Genomic DNA, 23,061 nt, shown 5'->3' with positions numbered 1-23,061 from the left:
CTACTTTAGCTCTCGAGACCACTCGCTGTCGCCACTGCAAACGCAAGTTTTGGACAGACACGAATTGCTGTTTGGCCCGTTGCAGCAATGATGTCACTCAGTGATTGACCTCGCAGCGTCGCCAAAGATCTGGCCACGCCTAACACCTGCGCCGGGGTATTGCGACGATCGTCAGTCATCCATGCTGGGGCGATATCGGGTGAGTCAGTCTCAAGCACCAATGCATCAAGCGGCATCGTTGTGGCGATGCGTTGAATCTGTAACGCTCTTGAAAACGTCATTGCGCCCCCCATCCCTAGGGCAAAACCCAGATCCACGAACTGTTGGGCTTGCTGCAAGCTTGCGTTGAACGCATGAGCAAAGCCACCGATGGTGCTGCGTCTGCGAAGGTGCTTGAGCAAAGTGTCTTGAGATCGACGCACATGTAGTAGCACGGGCAATTTGAATTGCAGGGCCAGATCAAGCTGCGCCTCATAAAAGTACTCTTGTCGCCGACGAGCCTCACCCGTGGAGATCTCAGGGATAAAAAAATCCAAGCCAATCTCACCGACAGCGATCAGTTTTGGATCATGCTGACAGGTCTCTAAAGCAAGTTTTAACTGGTCGAGGTCACCCGCCTGCGCCCGGTGCACATACATAGGATGTATCCCAAGTGCGTAGCAACCTTGATCGAACGAGTGCGCCAGCGCGCGCACCGCATCAAAATTACCAACTTCTACCGCAGGGATCAGGATCGCTTGCACGCCAGCAGCGACAGCCCTATCGATGATCTCGGTGCGATCCTTTGCGAGCTCGGTTGCGTCGAGATGGCAATGGGTATCGATGAGCACCGCTACACCAATTGGCCACGGCTGACGAACAGTTGACGATCTGCCAGCGACGCGAGCTCATTATCATGCGTCACAATGACCAGAGCAGTGCCCGAGTCTCGATTGACCTGCTTCAACAGATCAAACATTTGCATGGCGGTTTGCCGGTCAAGATTACCAGTGGGCTCATCGGCCAACACACACGCTGGTTTGGTCACCAACGCGCGTGCTAACGCCACTCGCTGACGCTCGCCACCAGACAGTTGACCAGGAAAGTGCGTCATCCGTGCCGCCAACCCCACTTGTTCAAGCACTTCTTTCGCCGCCTGTCTGGCCACTTCACGATCAACCCTTCTGACGATTAGCGGCATGGCGACGTTATCCAAGGCAGAGAACTCTGGCAATAGATGATGAAACTGGTATACAAACCCCAGCGATCGGTTGCGTAAGCGACTGCGCGCTGTTTCAGATAGCCCCGTTGTAACAACCCCATCTACCGTAATCTCACCCGAGTTAGGGGTGTCAAGTAAACCAAGGAGATGCAGCAGTGTGCTTTTACCCGAGCCTGAAGCGCCGATGATGGCAACCATTTCGCCTCTCGGAATAGACAAACTGACATCGATCAGCACATCGATACGATCAGCACCATCGTCATAGTGCTTAGACAGATATTTGGCAGAAATCGCAATCGCGTTTGCGTTAGTCATGGCGCAACACCTGAGCCGGTTGCAGTCGAGAAGCACGCCAACTGGGATAGAGCGTTGCCAGCAGAGACATCACTAAAGAGGTGATGCCAATGATTGCAATGTCTGAGAAGCGAGGATCTGATGGTAACCGGCTAATAAAGTAAACCTCTCTGGGCAAGAATTGAACGCCAGCCATGCGTTCAAGCGCTGGGATAATGACATCAATATTGAACGCGACCAAGCAGCCAAGCCCAACGCCGAGTGCCGTACCAACCACACCGATCAACGCGCCTTGTACCAGAAAAATTCGTGCAATCTCGCCAGGCGTCGAACCGAAACTTCTTAAGATGGCGATGTCAGACTGCTTATCTTTGACTGCCATCACGAGGGACGACAGCAGATTGAACGCGGCCACCGCGACAATCAAAGCAAGAATCAAGAACATCATTCTCTTCTCGGTTTGAACGGCATCAAACCACGTTTTGTTATTGCGTGACCAATCCGCCACTAAGACATTGCGAGGCATCAGATTGACCAAGGCGCGCGCAATTTCAGGGGCCCGATACATATCCTTCACTTTGAGCCTGACACCAGCGGTACCACTGTCGCGAAACATCTTAGCGGTGTCGTTCACCTCAGTGAACACCAATGAAGCGTCATATTCGTAATGGCCAGAGCGAAAAATCCCCACCACCGTAAATTGCCGCATACGAGGCGCAAAGCCAGCAGGGCTGATGCTGCCTTGCGGTGCCAGCATCATGATAATGTCGCCCTGCTTGAGCGAGAGCGCATCCGCAAGTTCGGCACCAATAACGACCCCAAACCCACCCGCCTTCAGGTCAGTGAGCTTGCCAGCCACCATCTGCCGCCCTACATCAGAAACAGCAGCCTCAGCCAGCGGGTCGATGCCCTTGACTTGCACACCGCGTAACGATTGACCACGCATAACCATGGCTTGAGCCGCCACAAAAGGCGCCTCGCCCAAGACATCAGGGGACGCTTTGGCCCGCGATATCAGCTCGGGCGTTTGCAGCAGGACTTGCTCGGGATCGGTACCTGGCACATACAGTTCTACGTGGGGCAGCACTGACAACATGCGATCACGGACTTCTTTTTGAAAACCGCTCATCACGGCAAGAACAACAATCAAGGCCGCGACGCCCAGCGCGATGCCCACCATGGATGTGGCTGCCACAAACGAGACAAACTTATCCCGCCCGCCGCGTCGACCGCGTAAGCTCACCAGCCCTGCGTAGCGGGCCCCTATCCAAAACTCATAAGGTATTTTCAGCACGGGGGGATTATCGCACTAACTGTGGGTTGCTGCTCACCGAGACCCTTTACAATTGGCGCTATGAACACCTTCATCGCAGGTCTGCTGCCTCCCGCGAATGTCGCGGCTCGGCTCATTGCTTATGTCGAGAAAGACTGTCCTGCCCTTGTGACAAGGATGCGGGCTTCAATCCCACAAGCGACACGGCTCGACCCGTCTGACATAGGTTGCACCCCGTTCGAGTGGGTCCAGCTTCAACAGGCTGGATTTGAACCACAAGCAGCCACCCGTTTTGGTGCCAACATGGCAGCGCTGCTCGCAGGCGTTAAAGACGGGCCAGACCCGATTTATCTGGCTGAGCTCACCAGCGTGCATGTGGGTCGAGATCGGCTGTCGATGTGTCATCCAAGCATGCTAGAAGTGAGTCAATCCGAATGTGATGCCTTGTTTGAATCGGTGTCCATGTTGTGGGACGATACCGGGCTTTCTGCGCTGCCCATCAATGCTCGTCACTGGCGGGTGTGGTTGCCGACGGCAGTTTCACTCGACTCGATCACCCCATCCGCGGTATCCAACTACAATATCACCGACTGGTGGCCTCAAGACCCGAGCTTGCGAAACTGGCGCAAACTGGTCAATGAGATTCAAATGGTGTGGCACGAGCACCCGATCAATGAACAGCGGGTTGAGCTCGGCCAGCCCCCGATTAATAGTGTCTGGTTATTTGGCGGTGCCACCCCGCACACTCACGTCACCAAACCTAACACCAATCTGCAGTCCCCAATCATCGATACCCTTGCTGTGGCTCACGCGACACACGAATGGGCGCAATGGATTGCAGGTTTGGCGGATGTCGATAAAAAAATACAATCTCTACCAAGCAACTGCAATATCAACTTGATCGGGTATGACCGGATGATCACTTTGACCCCTGCCCCCACCCAGTGGTGGCACAAAGTGATCAGACCGCGCCCGACTGACTGGAAATCCTGGTGGATCAACCCAAACTAAGTATTCGGCCAAGGCATACTGCGGCGGCAGAGCACCTTGCAGCAAGCGGCATTCATCCCTTACTGGCCAGACTCTGGGCGTCGCGAGGCGTTAAACGGGCAGATGACGTCCGCCTTGAATGGCCCGCGATGTTGCCACCGAACGAACTCACGCACGCCCAGTACGCGGCTAGCTTGCTGGCTGACGCCATTGCAGCAGGCAAAAAGCTGCTGATTGTTGCTGACTACGACTGTGACGGTGCTACTGCCTGCGCAGTGGGCATCCGGGGTTTGCGGGCAATGGGCGCTGATGTTGACTTTCTTGTCCCAAATCGATTTGAAACGGGTTACGGCTTATCACCCGCGGTCATTGATCTGGCACTGACGCATCGATCGGGCAAACCAGATTTGATTATCACCGTGGATAACGGCATTGCCAGCGTTGATGGAATCGATTGCGCCAACGAGCACGGTATTGGCGTCATCGTGACGGATCATCATCTGCCAGGCGATCGCATCCCTGCAGCGCTCGCCATCGTCAATCCGAATCAGCACGGTTGTGGCTTCCCGTCGAAGAATCTTGCCGGTGTTGGCGTGATTTTTTACCTTTTATTGGCGCTGAGAGCCGAGCTGCGCACGCGCGGCGTCTTGACCCGGGGTGGTGAGCCACGGCTTGACGCCCTGGCAGACTTAGTCGCTTTAGGTACGGTGGCGGATGTGGTCAAACTGGATTCGAACAACCGATTGCTGGTGACGCGAGGTTTGGACAGAATGCGCAAGGGGTTGTTGCAACCAGGTCTGAAAGCCCTTTTTGCCGTCGCCTCAAGAGATCCTCAAACGGCCAGTGCATTCGACCTTGGTTTTGCGTTGGGCCCACGGATCAACGCCGCCGGCCGTCTAGCGGACATGGGTTTGGGGATCCAATGCTTAATCACCGATGACGACATGCAAGCGTTAGATTGTGCACGCCAGCTAGACGCCATCAATAAAGAAAGACGTCAGATCGAAAACGTCATGAAAGAGCAAGCGCTGGCCGCAAGCGAACAAATCCACAGCGCCGGTGTCGGGGCAAGCGTCTGTGTCTTTCATCCTGATTGGCATCAGGGTGTCGTCGGGCTGGTCGCGTCGAGATTGAAAGAAAAATTTTTTCGACCAACCTTGGCCTTTGCGCCTGCTTCGGACGACGAGATCAGAGGGTCTGGACGCTCCATCCCCGATGTCCATCTGAGAGACGCCCTGGATCTCGTTTCTAAAAGACACCCCGGTTTAATCAGAAAATTTGGCGGACACGCGATGGCTGCAGGTTTGACACTCGCGCGTGATGATTTTGACTATTTTGTGCCGGCGTTCGATGCTGCTGTCATTGAATTAACAGGTAGCAGCAGCTTTGAACCTCATATCGAAACGGATGGGTCGCTCGAATCAGGCTTTGCCAATGCTCAGGTAGCCGGCATGCTGAACCAAGAGGTCTGGGGGGCAGGTTTTGCCGCCCCACTTTTTTTAGATGAATTCACCGTTCGTAGCCAACGATTAGTCGGCGAAAAGCATCTAAAACTCAATCTCGAACGCGGTATTCAGCGTTTTGACGCCATCTGGTTCGGTCACGCTGACAGTCTGCCTGAACGCATTCGAGCTGCCTATAAACTTGAGCAAAATATCTGGAATGGGATGGTGAACGTTCAACTGGTCATTGAGTATGCGTGCGCCGCTTAAGATCAATCACCAATATATTTGCATGATTGCCCCAGTCTGCGCTCAAGTTCAACTGCGCTAAAATGGTCGGTTAATTGTGTAAATAGCCGGATATACAGAGAAATGGAAGCAGAACGTCAGAATATGATTGCCAGCCGTCTGGCTGATTACGCCGCCCGAGAGCTCGCACTTCGGGGGTATCTTTGACTACGAAGCAAAGGCTGAACGCCTGCACGTGGTCAATGCCGAGCTAGAAGATCCCACCGTCTGGAACGACCCAAAGCGCGCACAAGAGCTTGGGCGAGAAAAAAAGAATATTGAAGGTGTCGTTGACACCCTGACACAACTGGCACAAGCGATTGCCGACTCGGCTGAGCTCTTTGAATTGGCCGCTGCCGACGCTGATGACTCGACCCTTGAGGCCATTGAGCAAGACGCGGATCAATATCAAGCGAGTCTTGAAGGGATGGAGTTTCGCAGGATGTTCTCAAACCCTGCCGATCCGCTCAATTGCTTTCTTGATATCCAAGCGGGCGCAGGTGGGACCGAAGCTCAGGATTGGGCATCAATGTTGCTGCGTCAATACCTTAAATACGGTGAACGAAAAGGGTTCAAGGCTGAGTTGCTCGAAGAGTCAGACGGTGAGGTTGCAGGGATCAAATCCGCAACCATCAAATTTGAAGGCGAATACGCGTTTGGTTTTTTGAGAACCGAGTCAGGGGTGCACAGACTCGTTCGTAAAAGTCCGTTTGACTCTTCAGGTGGCCGCCATACGTCTTTTGCGAGCGTGTTTGTCTACCCCGAAGTAGACGATTCGATTGAAATTGATATCAATCCAGCAGACCTGCGTGTCGACACCTATCGTGCCAGCGGTGCAGGTGGGCAGCACATTAACAAGACTGACTCCGCTGTCCGGATTACCCACATCCCGACCAATATTGTTGTGCAATGCCAGAATGATCGGTCACAGCATCGTAATCGCGCCGAAGCGATGCAAATGCTCAAGTCACGCTTATTCGAACTAGAGATGCGCAATCGGATGGCAGAACAGCAGAAGATGGAAGATGCCAAAACAGACGTTGGTTGGGGGCATCAGATCCGCTCATATGTCCTTGACCAAAGCCGGATTAAAGATTTACGAACCAACGTTGAGATTTCCAATACGCAGAAAGTATTGGATGGCGATCTCGATCCATTCATCGAAGCGAGTCTAAAACAAGGGGTGTAATGATGGGGGTGTTGTTTATACTGACCGGGACGACCAAAGGCTTGGGCGAAGCACTCGCCAGACAAATCCTGATGAGCGCCTCAAATGAAGAACGTCATCTGGTCACACTGTCGCGAAAGCCTACCCAAGCGCTGACGGATCTTGCCACCAAACATGGGGTCAAACTCACCCACATCAACGTTGATTTGCAAGATGCAGTCGCCGTTAACCTCGCAACCAAACAGGTCAGTGACCTCATTGCAGCAACGCCAGTCACCTGGAAGCTACGGGTGATTCAGAACGCTGGCGTCGTCTCTCCCGTACTCGCCGCGAGCAAACTGACCGAGCTCGAGGTCATCAACACCGCGTTTCAAATTAACATTACTGCACCCATCGTGTTGAATGGATCCATTCTCTCAGCGGCTCAGCGCATGCTGGATAAGCGCATCATGCTGATTTCATCAGGCGCTGGTCGCTCACCCACGGCTGGATGGGGTGTCTACTGCGCCACCAAGGCCGCCATGGATCGCTATGTTGAAGTCGTCGCGCTTGAACAAGGCGACAAGCTTCGGATTACCTCGATGGCACCGGGCATTATTGATACCCAGATGCAGGTACAAATTCGCGAAAGCAATCCTGAAGACTTCCCTGCGATCGATCGCTTTAAGGGGTTTCATGAGCAAGGGCAGCTTGGCTCGGCTGAGACGATTGCCAGCCGTCTTCTTATCGCTTTCGAATTAGCCGAATACGGTTCAAAGCCGATCGACGATATTCGTCAATACACTTTCTAAATCATGACAGAACAAACTGCTCCGCAACACGACGAAAACCACCTGATCGCAGAACGACGCGCCAAGCTCGCCCTGCTGCGTGCGGGCGGCGTCGCCTTCCCCAATGATTTTGTCCCAACCGATCGCGCACAACCATTGCACGATAAGTACGGCAATGATGAAAAGCCTACTTTGGATGAAGCCAGACACCCCGCCTCGGTTGCCGGGCGGATGATGCTTAAACGTGTCATGGGCAAAGCGAGCTTCGCCACGTTGCAGGACAGTACTGGGCGAATCCAGATCTATTTGGATAGAAACTCACTGGGTGACGCGTTATACGATCATTTCAAGCAATGGGACATTGGCGACATCATTGCAGTCACAGGTTTTGTTTTCAAAACAAATAAGGGCGAATTGTCGATACACGCTTTAACCGCGAAAATTTTGTCCAAATCGTTGCGCCCCCTGCCAGACAAATTTCATGGTGTGTCGGATCAAGAAATTCGTTACCGTCAACGTTATGTTGATTTGATCATGACAGAGCAAACGCGCACCACCTTTTTGGCGCGTAGCAAAGCAGTCAGTGTCATTCGTCAAGTCATGACGGATGCCAGCTTTCTGGAAGTCGAGACGCCCATGTTGCATCCCATTCCGGGCGGCGCGGCAGCCAAACCATTCGAGACGCACCACAACGCTCTCGATATGCAGATGTTTTTGCGAATCGCACCTGAGCTTTACCTCAAGCGGTTGATCGTGGGTGGTTTTGAAAGGGTATTTGAAATCAATCGCAATTTCCGTAACGAAGGCGTGAGCCCTCGCCATAATCCCGAATTCACCATGATGGAGTTCTATGCAGCCTATGCAGACTACCAATGGTTAATGGATTTCACCGAAAACCTGATCCGCGAGACCGCCCTGCGAACCTGTGGCACTGCAACGTTGACTTACCAAGGTCGCGTGTTGGATCTGTCTCAGCCCTTTCATCGGTTGACCATTGTGCAAGCCATCATGCAGCATGCGCCGCAATATAGCGAAGCGCAATTGAATGATATCGAATTCGTCAAGCCAGAACTGAAAAAATTTGGCGTTGATATCCATGCCCCAAACTTTATGCATGCAGGATTAGGTGCCTTGCAACTCGCGCTGTTTGAAGAAACGGCAGAATCAAAGCTTTGGCATCCGACTTACATCATCGACTATCCCATCGAAGTGTCGCCGCTCGCCAGAGCGTCGGACACCCGACCTGGCATCACCGAGCGGTTTGAGCTATTTGCCACCGGACGCGAGATTGCCAACGGTTTCTCAGAGCTAAATGACCCGGAAGATCAAGCGGCACGTTTTCAGGCACAGGTGCATGCGAAAGACGCTGGCGACGAAGAGGCCATGTATTACGACTCGGACTACATCCGAGCACTGGAATATGGTATGCCACCAACAGGCGGTTGCGGCATAGGGATCGATCGTCTTGTCATGTTGTTGACTGACAGTCCCAGTATTAGAGACGTGATACTGTTTCCGCACTTACGAAAAGAGGACTAACCCGTCCTGTTCAAGCCGAGGTCTTTCGATGCAAAAGTTACATAATCCGCAGATAGACCTAGGCTGCCTAGTCCCATCAGCGTCTGATATTTGGAGCCGCCAAGCCATCAATTAAGATATTCAAGCATGCGGGCAATCGACTGGTTTGAGCTCTCTGTGCAGCCGCTAACACCTCTGCGGGGTCAGTGACAAGTTCGCCGTATCCCCCAAAGGCCGAACACACCTGATCATAACGCGTGGGCAAGAGTTCACAGCCAATCGTTCGAGACGCACCGTATTCGCGAAGTTGAATTTGATATTCGGCATTCCAGCGGGCATCGTTGCCAATAACAGCAACGAACGGCGCTTGATACCGCAGCGCAGTATCCAGCTCAGCACAATGAAAACCAAAGGTGCCATCACCCATCACGGCAACGACGGGCGTATTCGGGAAAGCCAGGCTTGCTGCCACGGCAAAGGGCAATGCAGAGCCAATCGCGCCAGCAACACCGTTAATCACACGGTTGGGTGCATGCAGGCATGCTTGAGCCCATTGCCCGATTTCACCCCCATCGCTCACCAATACAGCATCGGGGTGTGCATCCAGCAACGCCTGAAGCGGACGCAACGCTTGAACGGGATGCATCCCCTGGGGGCTAGTTGCGACGTCGGCCCATTGGCTAGGTCGAAACGCAATTGCGCTCTCCACCTGCGCCAGCCAACTCGCGTGAACCGGCGATCTTGTTGCGACACCAAGTAAGGCCTCCATGGTGGAGGTCAGATCCGACAGCGCCCATTCAACCAGACGGTGACCGACGTTGAGCTTGCTACGATCAATTTCAGACTGCTCTGCGTCAATCTGTACGAACTGCGCGGCCGCAGAGATCGCGGGGGCTTGACCGAATTTCAGCGTGAAATCTAACCGTTTACCGAGCAGCAAAATAAAGTCGGCTTGTGCCAACACTTGAGCAAAAGCACCTAGGCTTGGATCACCCACCCCACGTGGGCTTTCCATCCCGACCACGGGGATACCCAGCGCCGTTTGAAGCTGGTCTAGTGTTGCACGCCCTGCCCTTGTCATCGATTGTGGGCCAACCAACACGAGTGGTTGCTTTGCCGTTTGTAGACGGTTGATGAGGGATCGCGCCAGCGCTGGGTCAAGCGGTTGTGACACGGGCGCACAATCGGCCTTGCCAGGAAGAGGGGTTTGCTCGGCAAATTCAGCGTCAAGCACATCGTTAGGCAGGCTCAAATGGACAGGGCCCGGGCGACCACTCGCAGCCAGCTGAATCGCTCGGGCAAGCTCTCTGGGTAGCGCCTGTACACTCGACGCTGTCCAAGACCCTTTGGTCAGTGGTTCAGCCAGATCAGCCTGCCGCATCTCTTGAAACGCGCCCCTACCCAGCTGGTTATTCGGGGCATGGCCTGACAATAAGACAACGGGTGAATCACTCATGGCTGCCGTGTAGAGAGCGCCCACTGCGTTCGCGTGACCCGGACCACCGGTGACCAGCGCGATCCCCACCTCACCGGTCAAACGAGCCCATGCATCTGCCATATGCACAGCAGCGCCTTCATGCCGGGTGTGGATCAACTCAATGCCAGAGGCGAAACACGCATCGAACACCGGCATAATGTGATTGCCCGACAACGTAAAGATACGTGTGACGCCTTGGTTTTTTAGTGTCTGAACAAGTGCGTCGGCACCGCGAAGTTTTGGGGTAAACATAAGTGCTGCTCTTATTAATTGAGGTTGATGTTTAACTGTTGACCCAGTCGCTGGTATAAATCATATTGATCCATCACAAATTGCCGAGTTTGCTCAGGCGACAGCAGATGGGGCACACCGCCATAGGTCGCATTCGCATTGAGCCAAGATTGATTCTGGTGAAGATCACTGAGCAAACTGACCCAACGATTCGTTGCTATCTTATCCATGTTCGCTGGCCCAGCCAACGCGCTCCAACCGACAATTTGTTCAAGCTGTGGATAGCCTAACTCTCTCGCTGTGGGGATATCTGGCAAGTCAATGAGTCTGGATGTCGTTGTCGTCACCAGCGCGCGCAGGGCGCCTGACTGAATATGATTTAAGGAGGAGCTCAAATTGCCGCAACTAAAATCGACCTGATGTGACATCACGGCCACCACGGCTTCTGAACCACCCTTATAAGACACATGAGTCGCCTGATCAGGGCTCAATTGCAATAATTGAAACAACAATTGAGGCCCGAGTTGTTGGATTGAACCAACCCCTGCCGAGCTGTAGTTCAACTTACCGGGTTTGTCGCGCAATGCGCGAATCAAGTCAGAAAATTGCTTGATACTTGAATCGGCGTTAACGACACAAACGACCGGATTCAATTCGAGCAACCCTAAATAAGTAAAATCTGCGGGTAAATAGCCAACCCCTGTTTTCAGGGCGGGCAAGATCGACTGAGATCCAATACGAGCCAATAGCAAGGTATAGCCATCGGGGTTCGCGTCGCGCGCAGTGTGTGTCCCTAACGCCCCACTGGCGCCAGCTTTGTTGACAACCACCACAGATTGCCCAAGCGTTGCGGTCACTGCCTGCGCCAGGTTGCGAGCAGAAAGATCTGCATCGCCGCCCGCAGCAAAGGGGGCAATCAGTGTGACCGCATGGGTGGGATAAGCGGATATCTCAACAGCGCGACAGCCTTGCGGGTTCAAGGCAAATAAGCAACAAACAACCAGCAGATAAGCGATCCGGCACATCATGGTTTGGTCTCCTTTTGTCGCTCAAACAAACGAGCTTTTTTTTTGCTTTTATCTATTACAACAGGACTTTGAATTTCTTGTCTGACATACCTTCAACATCTCGATGCCCATGGTGGTGTTGCACCCGTGATGACCATGAGCATTTGGCGTATATTCTGGGGGCGATTAATGACCGATGCCGACACCTCCAGGCTCTATTATGCCCACCCTATTGACTCACGCGGCAGTACCACTTGCCATTGGCATTGGCCTAGGCAAAAACGAGATCTCTCAACGTCTGGTGATCGCGGGCATCTGTGCGTCAATGCTTCCGGATCTTGATGTCTTGGCATTTCGGTTCAATATTGTATATGACAACGCCTTAGGACATCGAGGGGCCAGTCACTCGATCGTTTTTGCGTTGTTAATTGCCTGCGTGATGTTGTTTTTTTCGAGATCCTTGAGATCGACACCGTTAAAAACATTTGCGTTCATTTTCATGAGCGCGGTTTCGCACGGGTTACTCGACGCCTTGACCAACGGTGGGAAAGGCGTTGCGTTCTTATGGCCATTTTCAACTCAACGCTTCTTTGCTTTTTGGCAGATGATTGAAGTTTCCCCGCTGAGTTTGAAGCGGATATTGAGCGCTTCGGGTCTCAAGGTCTTGGCGTCAGAACTGACTTGGGTCTGGGTGCCCGCCATCGCTCTCTGTGCACTGCTGATAGTCTCGCGATTGGCGTTCATGAGAAAAAGCGACAGCAGGACAGCTGACTAATGATGGGTATATGGCCTCATCCAGCCTAAGCCCGCCTCAACGCTTGCACGAGGTTTGTACTCTGCGCCAATCCAACCCTGGAAGCCGAGCGCATCGATATGAGCAATGACAGCTTCGTAATTGATCTCGCCTTCATCGGGTTCTGCACGACTAGGGACTGCAGCAATCTGGATGTGCCCAATATGGGGCAGAAACTGCTCGAGTTTCTTCATCACATCGCCTTCAGAAACACCCACATGATAAACATCGAACATCAACTTAACGTTATCTCGTTGGCACGCGGACCGGATCGCATTCGCCTGTGACTGGCGAGAATAGAGATACGCAGGTTTATCTCGCTCATTGATGGCTTCTAACAAAATGGTGATGTTTTTCTCTGCAGCTAAATCAGCCGCCCATTTCACATTTTCGATCATGGCAAGAATACCCTTGTCGATCATATTGGTCGCAACCACACCAGCCATGACATGTATTGCACTCGCCCCGCTGTCAACACACCATTGCAAGGTTTGTTGAAACCCTTTGCGAAAATCTTTCTGACGACCGGGTAATCCAGCAAGCCCTGACTCGCCCAGACTGGTATCACCTAAAGGCGTATTGATCCCCAGTAAGGTAAGACCAAGTTTTGCGCAAGCCGCTTTCACCTCTGACGCTGGGGTTTCGTAGGGCCAATGTAGTTCAATCGCTTTGAAACCTGCGGCTGACGCCTTCTCAATCCGTTCGAGCAAGGGTAGATTCGCCCAAAGAAATCCCAAATTAGCTGAAAACCGAGCCATTCATTTATCCCTTTTTTTTGTTAATGACTTTTTATTCATGACTTTTTATTCATGACTTTTTATTAATGACTTTCTTTGGCGTGATTAATCGTGTAGCGGGGGATCTCAATAACCAAGTCGATCTCTGCTAATTTGGCTTGGCAGGACAACCGGGAGGTGGTCGAAAGGCCCCAAGCACGATCCAGCAAATCCTCTTCCGCGTCCGTCGCAGCCTCTAACGAAGCGTACCCTTCTTTGATGATCACGTGACAAGTCGTGCAGGCACATGAGAGCTCGCAAGCGTGTTCAATCTCGATGTGGTGATTTAAGAGCGCGCGGCAAATTGACTGACCAGCGGGGGCCTCAATTGTTGCGCCGTCAGGACAAACATCAGGATGCGGTAAGACAGTTATGTTAGGCATATTCGAAGGTCAAAGGTCAAAATTCAGGATTCACAGCCGTCGTAAATTGATACCGTCAGGTAATGTCGTTGAGTGATTTACCCGTCAACACGGCTCGGATACTCCGATCCATTCGTTTTGCCGCAAAATCATCCGTTGCGCCAGAGAGTGCCTTGGTAGCGGCTCTGATGGTCTCAGCATCGCCGGTATCGCAAGCCGTTTGAGTATTCGACAGTAATTGCTCAATATGTTTGAGCGCTTCGGTAGACAATAGATCACGATCGGCCATCAGCGCGCCGCGAACAGACTCAATTAACCCAGTCGCTTCGACCTGCTGTTCGCGCAGCATGCGTGCTTTCGCATCGTCATCCGCCTTGGACAAAGCGTCAGACAGCATTTTTGCAATCTCATCATCCGTGAGACCGTAGGACGGTTTCACCGTCACCGACGCCTCGACCCCCGAGACCTGCTCTCTTGCTGTGACGCTGAGCAACCCATCAGCATCGACCTGAAACGTCACACGAATCCGAGCCGCGCCTGCGACCATCGGTGGAATATCACGTAACTCAAACTTGGCCAGCGATCGGCAATCCGACACCAGATCGCGTTCTCCCTGCACGATATGCAAGGACAAGGCCGTCTGGCCGTCCTTAAACGTGGTGAACTCTTGGGCCCTAGCCACTGGGATGGTGCTATTTCTGGGGATAATATGTTCGACTAGTCCACCCATGGTTTCTAGGCCAAGGGTCAACGGCGTCACATCGAGCAGTAACCAATCATCATCACTGCCTCGGTTACCTGCCAGTAAATTGGCCTGCAAGGCAGCCCCGAGAGCAACCACTTGATCTGGGTCCTGATCAATCAGAGGCTCAGATCCGAACAAATCCTTGACCTTGGCGCGCACGATCGGCATACGGGTCGCGCCCCCCACCATCACCACCCCTTTCACGTCCCTCGCCGTCAGCCCGGCGTCTTGTAATGCCCGCTTGGCGCTGACGAGCGTTCGATTCACCAAGGGGGTCGAAATTTGCTCAAAATGTGTTCGGTCAAGCGATAAACTCAACTCGCGACCTGCAACCACGAGCGTCTCTGATGCGGTCATTCGATCACTGATTGCCTCTCGCAGGCGCCGTGCGGCCGACAGCATGGCTCTACGATCTCGTAACGACAGCTGGCCAAGGGCATGTTGAGCCACAAAGTCATTGACGATCAATTGATCAAAGTCGTCTCCGCCTAGCGCTGTATCACCACCTGTTGCAATCACCTCAAAAACCCCGCGTGTAAGACGCAGTAAAGAGACGTCAAAGGTGCCGCCACCCAAATCATAAACCGCGTAAACCCCTTCAGATCCATGATCCAAACCGTAGGCAATGGCTGCGGCTGTGGGTTCATTTAATAAACGCAAGACATTCAAACCGGCCAGACGTGCGGCATCGCGCGTTGCTTGACGTTGCGCGTCGTCAAAATAAGCAGGTACGGTAATGACGGCGCCGACCAGATCGTCGCCCAGGGTCATCTCTGCCAGTCGCCTTAGCTTGTCGAGCACCTTCGCTGCAACTTCGACGGGTGAGATTGACTCAAATGTGGTTTTAATACGAACCGATTGGCCATCTTCAACAAAGTCATAAGGCATCTGGGTTTGCATGGCATCGGCATAAGATCTGCCCATGATGCGTTTAATTGACATCAGCGTGTCGGCCGGATGTGACCCAAGCTCGTCGAGGGCGTCCACGCCCACCTTGTATTGCTGGTGTTCGCCAACAAAGACCACAGAAGGCACCAGTAAGTGGCCGGCTTCATCAGCAAGTACCTCTGCCACACTGCTTCGCACCGATGCCACCAAACTATGGGTGGTACCCAGGTCAATGCCCACAGCGCTGCGTCGTTGATGGGGTGCCGGGGACTGTCCGGGCTCAGAAATTTGCAATAAGCTCATTGTTCAACTTTGTGGATATCAGTTCGGACGGCTGTCTGTCTCGTGAGAGTTGGCCTGACGGATTTGAGACATCAGCTTCTCGAGAAACATCCACTCGCGAATCTTGATGGATGCACCCAAGTAATCGGCGTGAGACAACAACACCCCACATTGACGGATTAATTCGGTCAGCGATTGAGACAACTCTGCTTCGAAATGGGCGATTGCCGTCGCATCACCCGCCTCGGAAATCTCATCCAATTGCTCATGCCATTGCATTTGTTGAAGCAAGAACTCAGGGCGCATGGCGGTATTGGTCTCAGTTTGCAAATCGATCCCCGCAAGCTCACATAAATAGGCCGCCCGCAGCAACGGCTGTCGCAAGATCCGATAGCCCTCGTTCGCCCGCGAGCTCCATTGCATCGCTACCCTGCGCTCTGCGGCTGACGCAGTCGCGAATTTGTCGGGATGAACGGCCAAAGCGACGCGCTTCCATGCCTGCTCTAGTTCGGTCGCATCCAGCGTGAAAGAGCGCGGCAGGCCGAACAACGCAAAGTAATCAGTATCGTTCACAGCTTAAACAGTGAAGGATTCACCGCAGCCGCAGGTCGCTTTCTCGTTAGGATTACGAAACTTGAAGCCTTCGTTCAAGCCTTCCCGAGCGTAATCGAGTTCTGTCCCATCCAAATAAGACAGGCTTTTGGGATCAATAAAAACTTTGACGCCAAAGCTCTCAAAGACCTGATCCTGATCAACGGGTTCATCGACATATTCAAGCTTATAGGCCATGCCCGAACAACCGGTCGTTCGAACGCCCAAGCGCAAACCAATGCCTTTACCGCGCTTTTGCAAATATTTACCGATGTGATCGGCAGCTTGTGAGGTAAGTGTGACAGCCATATCAACCTGCGTGCTTTTCTTTGTAGTCTTGGACAGCCGCTTTGATCGCGTCTTCTGCCAAAATTGAACAGTGAATCTTGACGGGGGGCAACGCCAACTCTTGGGCAATTTGCGTGTTACGAATCGTCAGTGCTTCGTCGAGTGTCTTGCCTTTTACCCATTCGGTGACCAACGAGCTGGATGCGATGGCTGAGCCGCAACCATAGGTCTTGAACCGTGCATCCTCAATGATGCCGGCGTCGTTCACACGGATTTGCAACTTCATCACATCGCCACAGGCGGGCGCACCGACCATCCCAGTGCCAACGCTTGCGTCGCCCTTATCGAACGTGCCCACATTGCGGGGGTTTTCGTAATGATCTAGTACTTTTTCGCTATAAGCCATGGTGATTCTCCAGTCTGTAGATTCTGTGTGCAGGCGCTAATTAGTGCGCTGCCCACTGAACGGAATTCAAATCGATACCCTCTTGTGCCATTTCCCAAAGAGGAGACATATCGCGCAGTTTGCCGACACGTGCTTTCAGCAGGTCAACCGCGAAATCAATTTCCTTCTCTGTTGTGTAGCGACCGATCGTGAATCGGATCGAGCTGTGCGCCAGTTCATCGTTGCGCCCTAGCGCACGCAACACATAAGAAGGCTCAAGACTCGCCGAGGTACAGGCCGATCCGCTCGATACGGCAATCTCTTTAATTGCCATAATCAGTGACTCGCCTTCAACATAATTAAAACTAACGTTCAGATTGTGAGGCACACGATGCTCAAGATCGCCATTCAAATACACCTCGTCCATCTGCGATAGCCCTGCCCACAGGCGATCACGCAGCATGCGGATACGTTCATTCTCAGCACTCATCTCAAGTTTGGCGAGATGAAAGCACTCACCCATCCCGACAATTTGATGCGTCGCCAACGTGCCAGAGCGAAAACCTCGCTCGTGACCACCGCCGTGCATTTGCGCCTCGATACGGATACGAGGCTTACGACGCACATACAAGGCGCCTATCCCTTTCGGACCATAGGTTTTGTGCGCGCAGAAAGACATGAGATCTACTTTCAACACCTGCAGGTCGATCACAACCTTGCCCGTTGCCTGAGCGGCATCGACGTGAAAAATCGTGTTGTTTGCGCGACAAAGCTCACCCAGTGTGGCTATGTCTTGAATCACGCCAATCTCGTTATTCACAAACATCACGGATACGAGCACCGTGTCTGGACGAAGCGCCGCTTTAAACACATCCAGATCGATCAGACCGTTTTCTTTGACGTCAAGATAGGTGACTTCAAATCCCTGTCGCTCTAGCTCACGGCAGGGGTCGAGGACTGCCTTATGCTCTGTTTTAACCGTAATAATGTGCTTGCCACGTTCTGCGTAAAAACCAGCGGCACCTTTGATCGCGAGATTATTGGATTCAGTAGCGCCCGATGTCCAGATGATTTCTCTGGGATCCGCATTGACCAGCTCAGCCACTTGAACGCGGGCGTGTTCCACAGCTGCCTCGGCTTCCCAGCCATAAGCATGACTGCGAGACGCAGGATTACCCGCATGCTCATAAAGCCAGGGCACCATTTTATCCACCACACGTGGATCGACGGGTGTTGTCGCCGAGTAATCAAAATAAATAGGAAGCGTTGACATGAATACTCCGATCACGAATAGATGTTAAGCAGTTGCGTGCGACACACGTTTGGTTACATCACCAGAACCATTTGCGTTGGTCGGGTCTGTGTGGCCGATGGAACTGACCATCACACCAACCCCCTTGGTTGTGCTTTCAGCCAATTGCCGGATACGTTGCTGGTCAACCAGGTCTTGAACAGAAACAGAATCCAGGAAATCAACCATTTTTCGGTTCAGCGCTGACCACAACTCGTGCGTCATGCAAATCCCTGGTTTACCGTCAATACCGGTATTACAGTCCGCCTTACCACTACAGTTCGTGGCATCGAGAGGCTCATCAACGGCAAAAATAATATCGGCTACCGTGATTTCACGAGCGAGTCTTGCCAAGTTATACCCACCGCCTGGGCCACGAACGCTTTCAACGAGTTCATGACGGCGTAATTTGCCGAACAATTGCTCAAGATAGGAGAGTGAAATATCCTGCCGCTGGCTGATCGCAGATAACGTAACCGGACCGCTTTGCTGACGCAACGCTAAATCGATCATTGCCGTAACTGCAAACCTGCCTTTCGTCGTAAGCCTCATGACAGCATCCTTAAGATAGACCTTTATCGATCAGCTTAGAGGCAACCCCTCAATCCGATCAAGCGTAACGGTTAACCTAGTAATATAGTCAAGTATAACAAATTCCCGACTAATTTACTAGGGTAATCGATATATGACGTGCAGAAAAAGGCTAAAAAAATACCGCGTCACGGCGCGGTATTTTTTTCTGAGTGACGATCAGGCAGCTTGGTACTGTGTTGCGCGCTTGCGAACCAGTTCAAGAACACCTTGGCAGGCGTCTTCGAGATAATCCAGTACTTTATTGAAACCCTCGGGGCCACCGTAGTACGGATCTGGCACCGTTGCTTCTTCGAACTCATTGGCAAAACGCATCATGAGCATCAGTTTGTGCTGATGCAGTTTGGGACATTGCTGCTGCAATGCAGAGAGGTTTTCCCAATCCATCGCGAGGATCAAGTCATATTCGCAGAAATCTTCAGCGCTGACCTGCCGAGCTTCACCGTGACTAATTTCGTAGCCACGTTTACGCGCAGCAGCGACTGCTCGGGCATCCGGGGCCTCACCGACGTGAAAATTGTGTGTACCCGCCGAATCAATGCCTACAACGTCGGCTAAACCAGCCTCGTTGAGCAAATGGCGGAACACGCCTTCAGCCGAGGGCGAGCGGCAAATATTGCCCATGCATACGAATAGAACTTTTGTCATCATGGTGCATATTGTGCGGGGAAACCCGTAACTTGTCTAGCGATTTTTGTGTAAAAAACAAGCTAAGAAAAATAATTATAAATTCAAAATATTTGTTATATTTCAATTATTTATTTATTGAATATGAAATTTTACATTAACATCATTATCAATATTTAAACATCTCCATAACTACCTCAGCAATTTGTTACTGATAGATTTCACCACGATGGTTCATTTTGACCTCAAAAAATGTGTTATGCCCCATAACGGAGCACTTGATCTTGCAGGGTTTTAAGACGATCTCTCACCGCTGCAGCCTGCTCAAACTCAAGATTTTTGGCATGATCGAACATCATGCGCTCGAGTCGTTTCATCTCACGCGCCACCGCCTTTTCATCTTTCAGCAACTCAAGAGGGATGGCTTCGATTTCTTCTTCGTCGGCGGTGGGTACCAAGATGCCATCAATCAGCTCACGAACGGCCTTTCTGACACTACGGGCTTCGATCCCATGTTCGATATTGAAGGCAAGTTGAGTGTCTCGGCGCCGCTGGGTTTCACCGATCGCGCGGTTCATTGAATCAGTCATTCGATCAGCGTAGAGAATCGCCCGTCCATTCAGGTTGCGCGCGGCACGCCCAATCGTCTGGATCAAACTTCGTTCAGAACGTAAAAAACCTTCTTTGTCCGCATCCAAGATTGCCACCAGCGATACTTCAGGGATATCCAAGCCTTCGCGCAGCAAGTTAATGCCAACCAAAACATCGAAAACCCCGAGTCTCAGATCTCGCAAAATTTCGACTCGTTCTACCGTATCAATGTCTGAATGCAAATACCGAACCCGAATGCCATGCTCATTGAGGTAGTCAGTTAAATCCTCAGCCATGCGCTTCGTGAGCGTGGTCACCAGTACGCGCTCTTCGACGGCGACTCTCAACTTGATTTCACCCAGCAAATCATCGACCTGAGTGCGTGCCGGACGAACCTCAACAATGGGATCTACCAATCCGGTCGGACGAACCACTTGTTCGACCACATTGTCGCTATGCGCTTGCTCGTAATGACCGGGTGTCGCTGATACGAAGACACACTGACGCATCCTTGCCTCGAACTCCTCGAGTTTGAGCGGGCGATTATCAAGTGCCGACGGCAATCTAAAACCATAGGTCACCAAGGTGTCTTTACGAGCGCGGTCGCCTCGATACATACCGCCAAGCTGTCCGATGGTGACATGGCTCTCATCGATAAACATCAAAGCATCGCTCGGCAGGTAATCGATCAGCGTTGGCGGAGGATCGCCGGGAGCCGCACCTGACAAATGTCGAGAATAATTCTCAATCCCTTTGCAAAACCCAAGTTCGACCAACATCTCTAGGTCGAATTTTGTGCGTTGCTCAATCCGTTGCGCCTCAACGAGATGCCCTGCGTCAACGAAATATTTCGTCCGTTCACGCAACTCATCCTTGATGGTTTCGATGGCACGCAACACCGTGTCTCTTGGCGTCACGTAATGGGAGCCCGGATAAACCGTGAAACGAGGAACTTTGTGTTTGACTTTGCCGGTGAGCGGATCAAACAGTTCAAGCAACTCTACTTCGTCGTCAAACAGCGATACCCGAAGCGCAAGCTCGGCACTTTCTGCTGGAAAAATATCAATGGTTTCGCCCCGCGCCCTGAAAATACCGCGCGTAAATTCGAGATCGTTGCGCTCATATTGCATCGCCACCAGCCGAGCGAGTATCTCGCGCCTGTCGATTCGATCCCCCACGCGCAAAATGAGTACCATGGCGTGGTAATCGCTGGGGTTACCAATACCGTAAATGCACGAAACTGTACCAACAATGATGGTATCCCTTCGCTCTAGCAGACTTTTGGTGGCAGATAGTCGCATCTGCTCGATGTGTTCATTGATCGATGAGTCTTTTTCAATAAACAGATCCCGAGTCGGCACATACGCCTCAGGCTGGTAATAATCATAGTACGAGACAAAATACTCAACCGCGTTCTTGGGGAAAAACTCTCGCATTTCGGCATACAGTTGCGCGGCCAGGGTTTTATTCGGTGCCAACACAATGGCAGGCCGCCCGGTTCGAGCGATGACATTGGCCATGGTGAAGGTCTTACCTGAGCCGGTAACGCCCAACAGTGTCTGACTCATCAACCCATCATTGATCCCCTGCTCTAACTGGTCGATCGCTCGGGGCTGATCACCGGCTGGTGGATAGGGTTGAAAAAGATGGAACGGGCTGTCGGGATAATCCACAAATCTCGGCCCAACACTGCCTGCCACAATGGGCTTGTAGGTGTCGTCTTTGAGGTCGTTTTCGCCTTGAGCGAGCGGGATGGGTGTATCTTCGGTGGTCATGCTAGACTTATTCCGTGAGCCCCCTGAACAGGGGTTAACCATACATTATGTTCTGACTAGATGAAAGCGTCCACCCCAACCTGCGGACACTCAGCCGGAATGACTGTTTACCTTTGATTCCTTTAAAAGCACCCATTTTTTTTAAAACACTCATGAGCACCCTATTCCAGTCTGTTGAACTCGCCCCCCGTGACCCGATTCTTGGCATGACCGAGCAATACAATGCTGACCAGAATCCAGCAAAAGTAAATCTTGGTGTCGGGGTGTATTACGACGATCAAGGTCGCATCCCTGTCCTCAAGGCGGTTGCCCTAGCTGAGGCACAGCGTGCTCAAGCTGGCGCCGCACGTGGTTATCTCCCAATTGAGGGGATCGCAGGCTACAACCAGGCTGCGCAAAAACTGTTGCTCGGTAAAGACTCGCCGCTGCTAGCGGCCGGGCGAGCGCTGACCTTTCAGGGGCTAGGTGGTACCGGTGCCTTGAAAATTGGGGCCGACTTTATTCAACAATTGGTGCCAGGCGCAAAGGTGGCGATCAGCAATCCAAGCTGGGAGAATCACCGCGCGTTGTTTGAGCGAGCTGGTTTTGAGGTGGTCAATTACCCGTACTACGATGCGACTACTCACGGTGTCGATTTCGCTGCGATGGTGGGCTTTCTCAAAGCGCTGCCACCCCAAAGCGTCGTCGTCCTGCACGCCTGTTGTCATAACCCAACGGGCGCTGATTTGACCATCGAACAATGGCGCGAGGTAGCCCAAATCGTCAAATCGGGTGATCTGATTCCTTTTCTGGATATTGCCTATCAGGGCTTCGGTGATGGGGTCGATGCGGATGCAGCCGCAGTCAGACTTTTCGCCGACATGGACATCACGATGTTCATCAGTTCATCTTTTTCTAAATCGTTTTCCTTTTATGGCGAGCGCGTTGGCGCCTTAACGATCATCACAGGTAGCAAAGATGAATCGAGCCGCGTGCTGAGTCAAGTCAAGCGCGTGATCCGGTCTAATTACTCAAATCCGCCGACTCACGGTGGCACAATCGTCGCATCCGTCTTGAACTCGCCTGAGCTCGCGGCCATGTGGGATCAAGAGTTAGGCGAAATGCGTGACCGCATCCGCTTAATGCGTCAACAATTTGTTCAGAAACTCAAAGCGCACGGTGTCAAACAAGACTTTGATTTTGTACTCAAACAACGCGGTATGTTTTCTTATTCGGGGCTCACAGCCGCTCAAGTGGAACGCATCCGCGCAGAACACGGTATCTACGCATTAAGTAGCGGTCGAATTTGTGTCGCTGCCCTTAACAGCCGCAATATCGATAGAGTCATTGCAGCGATCGCTTCCGTCGTTTAAGCGACATAACGTCCACGAACCGGCCTCCTCTGATGGTCGGTTCGGTCTCTGGGTATTGACTTGCC

22 protein-coding genes are annotated in these 23,061 nt (G+C 52.3%); 7 read left to right on the top strand and 15 right to left on the bottom strand.

Annotated elements, in window-relative coordinates; genetic code table 11:
- Window positions 1–5 precede the first annotated feature (5 nt).
- The 3 genes from AC1W8Y_RS11020 to AC1W8Y_RS11010 are packed head-to-tail and all read right to left on the bottom strand — an operon-like array spanning window position 6 to window position 2,789.
- Window positions 6–830, bottom strand: coding sequence for a TatD family hydrolase (locus AC1W8Y_RS11020; RefSeq protein ID WP_482014523.1), 825 nt, complete (start codon window positions 828–830; stop codon window positions 6–8).
- Between the two features lie 2 nt (window positions 831–832).
- The gene (locus tag AC1W8Y_RS11015) at window positions 833–1,516 is read right to left on the bottom strand and encodes an ABC transporter ATP-binding protein (protein ID WP_482014522.1); all 684 of its coding nucleotides are present in this window, start codon (window positions 1,514–1,516) and stop codon (window positions 833–835) included.
- Window positions 1,509–2,789 carry a lipoprotein-releasing ABC transporter permease subunit gene (locus tag AC1W8Y_RS11010; protein WP_482014521.1) on the bottom strand — a complete coding sequence of 427 codons (1,281 nt, stop codon included), beginning with the start codon at window positions 2,787–2,789 and terminating at the stop codon, window positions 1,509–1,511. Before AC1W8Y_RS11010 ends, AC1W8Y_RS11015 begins: the two co-directional genes overlap by 8 nt.
- A gap of 60 nt (window positions 2,790–2,849) precedes the next feature.
- Here AC1W8Y_RS11010 and AC1W8Y_RS11005 point away from each other — a divergent pair, with 60 nt between their 5' ends.
- The 5 genes from AC1W8Y_RS11005 to lysS all read left to right on the top strand — a co-directional run bounded on the left by AC1W8Y_RS11005 (window position 2,850) and on the right by lysS (window position 8,965).
- The gene (locus AC1W8Y_RS11005) at window positions 2,850–3,779 is read left to right on the top strand and encodes a hypothetical protein (RefSeq protein WP_482014520.1); all 930 of its coding nucleotides are present in this window, start codon (window positions 2,850–2,852) and stop codon (window positions 3,777–3,779) included.
- Window positions 3,761–5,470 carry a single-stranded-DNA-specific exonuclease RecJ gene (recJ, locus tag AC1W8Y_RS11000; RefSeq protein ID WP_482014519.1) on the top strand — a complete coding sequence of 570 codons (1,710 nt, stop codon included), beginning with the start codon at window positions 3,761–3,763 and terminating at the stop codon, window positions 5,468–5,470. The genes AC1W8Y_RS11005 and recJ overlap by 19 nt, the downstream gene beginning before the upstream one ends.
- A gap of 102 nt (window positions 5,471–5,572) precedes the next feature.
- Window positions 5,573–6,677, top strand: a protein-coding gene (prfB, locus tag AC1W8Y_RS10995) for a peptide chain release factor 2 (RefSeq protein ID WP_482014518.1) whose coding sequence is annotated in 2 segments (ribosomal slippage) — window positions 5,573–5,653 and window positions 5,655–6,677 — 1,104 coding nt in all. Because the reading frame shifts where the segments join, the coding sequence is not laid out codon by codon here.
- 2 nt (window positions 6,678–6,679) lie between these two features.
- Window positions 6,680–7,447 (top strand): SDR family NAD(P)-dependent oxidoreductase, encoded by a 768-nt coding sequence (locus AC1W8Y_RS10990; protein WP_482014517.1) that lies wholly within the window; start codon window positions 6,680–6,682, stop codon window positions 7,445–7,447.
- 3 nt (window positions 7,448–7,450) lie between these two features.
- On the top strand, window positions 7,451–8,965 hold the full coding sequence (gene lysS, locus AC1W8Y_RS10985; protein WP_482014516.1) for a lysine--tRNA ligase: 1,515 nt from the start codon (window positions 7,451–7,453) through the stop codon (window positions 8,963–8,965).
- 76 nt (window positions 8,966–9,041) lie between these two features.
- On the opposite strand, the gene AC1W8Y_RS10980 is transcribed toward lysS, so the two are convergent.
- Together AC1W8Y_RS10980 and AC1W8Y_RS10975 are read right to left on the bottom strand one after the other, a co-directional pair.
- The gene (locus tag AC1W8Y_RS10980) at window positions 9,042–10,673 is read right to left on the bottom strand and encodes a thiamine pyrophosphate-binding protein (protein ID WP_482014515.1); all 1,632 of its coding nucleotides are present in this window, start codon (window positions 10,671–10,673) and stop codon (window positions 9,042–9,044) included.
- Between the two features lie 14 nt (window positions 10,674–10,687).
- Window positions 10,688–11,680 carry a tripartite tricarboxylate transporter substrate binding protein gene (locus AC1W8Y_RS10975; protein ID WP_482014514.1) on the bottom strand — a complete coding sequence of 331 codons (993 nt, stop codon included), beginning with the start codon at window positions 11,678–11,680 and terminating at the stop codon, window positions 10,688–10,690.
- 199 nt (window positions 11,681–11,879) lie between these two features.
- On the opposite strand from AC1W8Y_RS10975, the gene AC1W8Y_RS10970 reads away from it, so the two are divergent.
- Window positions 11,880–12,434 carry a metal-dependent hydrolase gene (locus tag AC1W8Y_RS10970; RefSeq protein ID WP_482014513.1) on the top strand — a complete coding sequence of 185 codons (555 nt, stop codon included), beginning with the start codon at window positions 11,880–11,882 and terminating at the stop codon, window positions 12,432–12,434.
- On the opposite strand, the gene AC1W8Y_RS10965 is transcribed toward AC1W8Y_RS10970, so the two are convergent.
- The 10 genes from AC1W8Y_RS10965 to uvrB form a co-directional block, all read right to left on the bottom strand.
- Window positions 12,431–13,210, bottom strand: a complete 780-nt coding sequence (locus tag AC1W8Y_RS10965) for a hydroxypyruvate isomerase family protein (protein ID WP_482014512.1) — start codon at window positions 13,208–13,210, stop codon at window positions 12,431–12,433. The genes AC1W8Y_RS10970 and AC1W8Y_RS10965 overlap by 4 nt on opposite strands.
- Window positions 13,211–13,272: 62 nt before the next feature.
- Window positions 13,273–13,611 carry an ISC system 2Fe-2S type ferredoxin gene (fdx, locus tag AC1W8Y_RS10960; protein ID WP_482014511.1) on the bottom strand — a complete coding sequence of 113 codons (339 nt, stop codon included), beginning with the start codon at window positions 13,609–13,611 and terminating at the stop codon, window positions 13,273–13,275.
- A gap of 55 nt (window positions 13,612–13,666) precedes the next feature.
- On the bottom strand, window positions 13,667–15,526 hold the full coding sequence (gene hscA / locus AC1W8Y_RS10955; RefSeq protein WP_482014510.1) for a Fe-S protein assembly chaperone HscA: 1,860 nt from the start codon (window positions 15,524–15,526) through the stop codon (window positions 13,667–13,669).
- 18 nt (window positions 15,527–15,544) lie between these two features.
- Window positions 15,545–16,078 (bottom strand): Fe-S protein assembly co-chaperone HscB, encoded by a 534-nt coding sequence (hscB, locus tag AC1W8Y_RS10950; RefSeq protein WP_482014509.1) that lies wholly within the window; start codon window positions 16,076–16,078, stop codon window positions 15,545–15,547.
- Window positions 16,079–16,081: 3 nt separating this feature from the next.
- A complete protein-coding gene (gene iscA, locus AC1W8Y_RS10945) occupies window positions 16,082–16,405 on the bottom strand; it encodes an iron-sulfur cluster assembly protein IscA (RefSeq protein ID WP_482014508.1) in 324 nt (107 codons plus the stop codon).
- A 1-nt stretch (window position 16,406) separates the two neighbouring features.
- Complete coding sequence (gene iscU / locus AC1W8Y_RS10940) at window positions 16,407–16,790, bottom strand: Fe-S cluster assembly scaffold IscU (RefSeq protein ID WP_482014507.1); 384 nt, start codon at window positions 16,788–16,790, stop codon at window positions 16,407–16,409.
- A gap of 40 nt (window positions 16,791–16,830) precedes the next feature.
- Entirely contained in the window at window positions 16,831–18,042 is a 1,212-nt protein-coding gene (locus AC1W8Y_RS10935) for an IscS subfamily cysteine desulfurase (protein ID WP_482014506.1), read from the bottom strand.
- Between the two features lie 24 nt (window positions 18,043–18,066).
- Window positions 18,067–18,612 (bottom strand): Fe-S cluster assembly transcription factor, encoded by a 546-nt coding sequence (locus tag AC1W8Y_RS10930; protein ID WP_482014505.1) that lies wholly within the window; start codon window positions 18,610–18,612, stop codon window positions 18,067–18,069.
- A 198-nt stretch (window positions 18,613–18,810) separates the two neighbouring features.
- Window positions 18,811–19,302, bottom strand: coding sequence for a low molecular weight protein-tyrosine-phosphatase (locus tag AC1W8Y_RS10925; RefSeq protein WP_482014504.1), 492 nt, complete (start codon window positions 19,300–19,302; stop codon window positions 18,811–18,813).
- A 233-nt stretch (window positions 19,303–19,535) separates the two neighbouring features.
- A complete protein-coding gene (gene uvrB, locus AC1W8Y_RS10920) occupies window positions 19,536–21,644 on the bottom strand; it encodes an excinuclease ABC subunit UvrB (RefSeq protein WP_482014503.1) in 2,109 nt (702 codons plus the stop codon).
- A 152-nt stretch (window positions 21,645–21,796) separates the two neighbouring features.
- Between uvrB and AC1W8Y_RS10915 the strand changes: the two genes are divergently transcribed.
- Window positions 21,797–22,996 (top strand): amino acid aminotransferase, encoded by a 1,200-nt coding sequence (locus tag AC1W8Y_RS10915; RefSeq protein ID WP_482014502.1) that lies wholly within the window; start codon window positions 21,797–21,799, stop codon window positions 22,994–22,996.
- The last annotated feature ends 65 nt before the right edge of the window (window positions 22,997–23,061 follow it).

The sequence above is a fragment of the Jezberella sp. genome, from assembly GCF_964834465.1.
This window is presented reverse-complemented; position numbering and strand designations above follow the sequence as displayed.